This is a genomic window from Aeromicrobium sp. (genome assembly GCF_036676885.1).
GTDB lineage: Bacteria > Actinomycetota > Actinomycetes > Propionibacteriales > Nocardioidaceae > Aeromicrobium.
Map to the genome: position 1 here is coordinate 1 of NZ_JAKFCB010000226.1, position 4,608 is coordinate 4,608.

Annotated in this window: 4 protein-coding genes; all 4 read left to right on the top strand. The window is 71.1% G+C overall.

The genetic code is table 11. From position 1 onward, the window contains the following. Window positions 1-135 precede the first annotated feature (135 nt). A complete protein-coding gene (locus V6M46_RS10205; protein WP_056397821.1) occupies window positions 136-366 on the top strand; it encodes a glucose PTS transporter subunit EIIB in 231 nt (76 codons plus the stop codon). Then, on the top strand, window positions 363-812 hold the full coding sequence (locus V6M46_RS10210; protein WP_332664468.1) for a PTS sugar transporter subunit IIA: 450 nt from the start codon (window positions 363-365) through the stop codon (window positions 810-812). Before V6M46_RS10205 ends, V6M46_RS10210 begins: the two co-directional genes overlap by 4 nt. Window positions 813-926: 114 nt before the next feature. Beyond that, entirely contained in the window at window positions 927-1,127 is a 201-nt protein-coding gene (locus V6M46_RS10215) for a hypothetical protein (protein WP_332664470.1), read from the top strand. A gap of 53 nt (window positions 1,128-1,180) precedes the next feature. After that, a partial coding sequence (gene smc / locus V6M46_RS10220; protein ID WP_332664472.1) for a chromosome segregation protein SMC occupies window positions 1,181-4,608 on the top strand: 3,428 nt, incomplete at its 3' end.

Below are 4,608 nucleotides of genomic sequence, written 5' to 3' on the forward strand. Positions count from 1 at the left end.
GACCTCGTCCTGCTGGGCGACGACCTGCGCGCGCGTACGACCTGGCTCGGCGGCGCCCGGGTCTGGTCGGCCGAAGGCACGATTCACGAAGGACCGGGAGCCACCGTGGCCTCCGGGAAGTTCTAGGAGGTTTCCATGGTCACAGCTGAAGAGATCGTCGCGGGGCTGGGCGGTCGCGCCAACATCGTCGAGATCGAGCCGTGCATCACGCGGCTGCGCACCGAGGTCGAGGACGCGTCGCTCGTCGACCAGGCCGCGCTCAAGGCCGCCGGTGCCTACGGAGTCGTCGTCTCGGGCAACGTCGTGCAGGTCGTCGTGGGTCCCGTCGCGGACACGCTCGCCAGTGACATCGAGGACCTCGATTGAGCTCGTCGGCAGTGCTGGCGCCCCTCGCGGGGAAGGTCATCGCCCTTGCGGACGTGCCCGACCCGGTGTTCGCCCAGCAGATCGTGGGCGCCGGTGTCGCGATCGACCCCGAGCGCGCCGAGTCGACCGTCGTCGCACCCGCCGACGGCCGCCTGCTCAAGCTGCACCCGCACGCGTTCGTGCTGCTGACCGGCGCCGGCAAGGGGTTGCTCGTGCACCTCGGCATCGACACGGTCCAGCTTGACGGCGAGGGGTTCGAGCTGCTCGTCGCCGAAGGGGCCGAGGTGACCACCGGGACGCCGATCGTGCGCTGGAATCCCGCGGAGATCGAGGCCGGCGGCCGATCGCCGATCGTGCCGATCGTCGTGATGGACTCGGCGCCCGACAGCGTCCGGTCGGCCGCCACCGGGGCCGTACGCGTGGGTGACGAGATCTTCACGCTCTGAGGTCGTGAGAGCCCGCCGCGAAGTTGACCCGAATGGCCTGCGGTGAGAGACTGACAGACGCAGATCAGCCTCATCTGCCCCTTCCCCTCAGTTCCATTTCCGCGGAGATTCTTCATGGCCAAAGCACTCATCGGCTACATCGGGGGTCCCACCTCCGAGCAGCTGCGCGAAACCGCCGCACTCCACCGTCGGATCGCCGACCTCGAGGCCGAGATCATGCGCCTCAAGGTCGAGAACGACGGATTGCTCCGGACGATCCGTGAGCGGGTCGACAATGTCACCGCCGGCGACTTGATGGAGCCTGCCGCTCACTGAAGTCCCAGCGGTCTACGCTGACCCCAACCGGTTTGTCGTCGTAGGAGTCAGCGTTGTACCTCAAGAGCCTCACGTTGCGTGGGTTCAAGTCCTTTGCGTCCTCGACGACCCTTCAGCTGGAGCCCGGCATCACGTGTGTCGTCGGCCCCAACGGATCCGGCAAGTCCAATGTCGTCGACGCCTTGTCCTGGGTCATGGGCGAGCAGGGTGCCAAGTCGCTGCGCGGCGGCAAGATGGAGGACGTCATCTTCGCCGGTACGTCCGGCCGTCCGCCGCTGGGCCGCGCTGAGGTCGTCCTCACGATCGACAACACCGACGGCGCACTCCCGATCGAGTACACCGAGGTCACGATCTCGCGGACGATGTTCCGCAACGGCGGCTCGGAGTACGCCATCAACGGCAACACGTGCCGGCTGCTCGACGTCCAGGAGCTGCTGAGCGACTCCGGCATCGGCCGCGAGATGCACGTCATCGTCGGCCAGGGCCAGCTCGACAGCGTCCTGCGGGCGACTCCCGAAGAGCGCCGGGGCTTCATCGAAGAGGCTGCGGGCGTCCTCAAGCACCGCAAGCGCAAGGAGAAGGCGCTCCGCAAGCTCGACGCGACGCAGGGCAACCTGACCCGCCTCAACGACGTGCTGACCGAGCTGCGCCGCCAGCTCAAGCCGCTGGGCCGGCAGGCCGAGGTGGCTCGCCGGGCCGCCGTCATCCAGGCCGACGTCCGTGACGCCCGCGCCCGGATCCTCGCTGACGACATCGTGAGCGCCCGCTCGGTCATCGCCGAGGAGCTCGCCGACGAGACCGCCCTCAAGGAGCGGCGCCAGGCCGTCGAGCAGTCGATCGCCGCGGCCCGCGAGCAGGAGACCGAGCTCGAGGACCAGCTGCGGGAGGACTCGCCACGCCTGTCGGCTGCCCAGGAGACCTGGTACAGCCTCTCCGGCCTGCGCGAGCGCATCCGCGGCACCTCGGGCCTGGCCAACGAGCGCGTGCGCCTCGCCGCCGTCGAGGCCGAGGATCGCCGGGTCGGCCGCGAGCCCGAGGAGCTGGAGGCCGACGCACGTCGTGCCCAGGAGCAGCTCGAGCAGCTCAGTGCCGGAGTCACGCAGGCGACCGAGTCGCTCGAGGCCGTCATCGCCGAGCGCAACGAGGCCGAGGCGGCCTACACCGCAGAGGAGCGCCGCGTCGCAGGTCTGCTGCGTGCCGCCGCCGACCAACGCGAAGGGCTGGCCCGGCTCCACGGTCAGGTCAACGCGCTCAAGAGCCGCGCGACCGCGGCGGGAGAGGAGATCGGCCGGCTCACCGCCGCGCGCGAGGAGGCCGAGAACCGTGCGGTCGAGGCGCACCGCGAGTTCACCAACCTCGAGAACCAGATCGCCGGGCTCAACGCCGGGGAGTCCGGGCTCGACGAGGAGCTCGAGGCGGCCGAGGACGGCCTCGCCGAGATCACCGAGCACCTCGCATCGCTGACTGCCCAGTCGCAGGAGGCCGAGCGCCAGCAGGCCGCGTTCGCCGCCCGCAAGGAGGCCCTCGAGCTCGGGCTGGCCCGCAAGGACGGCGCCGGGGCGCTGCTCGCCGCGACCGACGAGATCAGCGGGCTGCTGGGCTCGGTCGCCGCCCTGCTGACCGTACGCGCGGGGTTCGAGACCGCGATCGCCTCGGCACTCGGCTCCGCTGCCGACGCCGTCGCGGTCGACCACCTCGACACCGCCGTCTCGGCGATGGAGAAGCTCAAGTCCGAGGACCTGGGCCGCGCCGGCATGCTGCTCGGCGGGGGCGAGGTCGACGACTCCACGTGGCCCGGGCTGCCGGACTTCGCGACGTACGCGATCGATGTCGTCGACGGGCCGGCCCCGCTGCAGGGTGCGCTGCGCCGCCTGCTGTTCAAGGTCGCCGTCGTCGACAGCCTCGAGCAGTCGCAGGAGCTCATCCGTCACGCCCCTGACGTCACGGCCGTGACCCGTGACGGCGACGTCCTCGGCGCGCACTTCGCCGCCGGCGGCTCGACGTCCAAGCAGAGCCTCATCGAGGTCAAGGCCGCCATCTCCCAGGCCGAGGACGACCTGGCCCGCGCCCGCCACACGCTCGAACGGCTCCGCTTCGAGCACGAGGCCGCCGATGCCAAGCGAGCGGTCGCCCAGGAGCGCGTCGATGCGGCACTCGGCCGGCTGCACGAGTCCGACGCGACGATGGCCGCGGTTGCCGAGAACCTCGGTCATCTCGGCGCCACGGCCCGCGCTGCACGGGGAGAGGCCGACCGCCTGGCCGCGGCGATCGCCAAGGCCGAGGAGTCGCAGGCCGGCGACCTGTCCGGCCTGGCCGAGCTCGAGGACCGGCTCGCACAGGCCGAGGCGGCGCCCGAGGAGGAGCCCGACACGGCGCTGCTCGAGGAGCTCGCCGACAAGGCGTCGACAGCCCGCCGCGCCGAGACCGACGCCCGGCTCGCGCTGCGCACCAATGAGGAACGCGCCCGCGCCCTCGAGGGCCAGGTGACGGCGCTGTTCGAGGCCGCCGAGGCCGAGCGCGAGGCCCGGATCAAGGCCAAGGAGCGGCGTGAGCGTCAGCTGCGCGAGGCCGAGACCGCCAAGGCGGTCATCATCGCCAGCGACCGCGTGCTGGCCCGCCTCGAGCAGTCGGTCGCCCGAGCATCCACGCTGCGTTCGGAGATCGAGGCGTCCCGCACGGGCCGCGAGGAGACCCTGCGAGGCGTACGCGTGCAGCTCCGCGAGCAGATCGCCGAGCTCGACGGGCTGACCGACTCGGTGCACAAGGACGAGATGGCGCGCGCCGAGTTGCGGCTGCGCCTCGAGGGCCTCGAGACGCGGGCGCTCGAGGAGCTCGGCCTCGAGGTCGAGACGCTGGTCGCCGACTACGGACCGGACCAGCTCGTGCCGCCGATCACGGTCGAGGGCGAGGACGACTCGTTGCCCGCGGAGCCGGTGCCGTACGACCGCGAGGCGCAGGTCAAGCGGCTGCGCAACGCCGAGCGGTCGATGGCGATGCTCGGCAAGGTCAACCCGCTCGCGCTCGAGGAGTTCACCGCCCTCGAGGAGCGCCACCAGTTCCTCTCCGAGCAGCTCGACGACCTGCGCAGGACCCGGCAGGACCTGCTCGAGATCGTCGAGGAGGTCGACGCCAAGGTCGAGCAGGTCTTCACCGAGGCCTGGTACGACGTCGAGAGCGCCTTCCAGCACGTCTTCAGCCGGCTGTTCCCCGGTGGCGAGGGCTCGCTGGTCCTCACGGACCCCCAGAACATGCTGACGACCGGCATCGACGTCGAGGCCCGCCCGGCCGGCAAGAAGGTCAAGCGGCTGTCGCTGCTGTCCGGCGGTGAGCGCTCGCTGGTCGCGGTCGCGTTCCTCGTCGCGCTGTTCAAGGCCCGGCCCAGCCCGTTCTACATCCTCGACGAGGTCGAGGCGGCGCTCGACGACGCCAACCTCGGCCGCCTGCTCGAGCTCTACGAGGAGCTGCGCGCCAACTCGCAGCT

Coding starts and splice junctions, on each gene's coding strand:
- V6M46_RS10215 (WP_332664470.1), top strand. CDS start 927: ATGGCCAAAGCACTCATCGGCTACATCGGGGGTCCCACCTCCGAGCAG.
- V6M46_RS10205 (WP_056397821.1), top strand. CDS start 136: ATGGTCACAGCTGAAGAGATCGTCGCGGGGCTGGGCGGTCGCGCCAAC.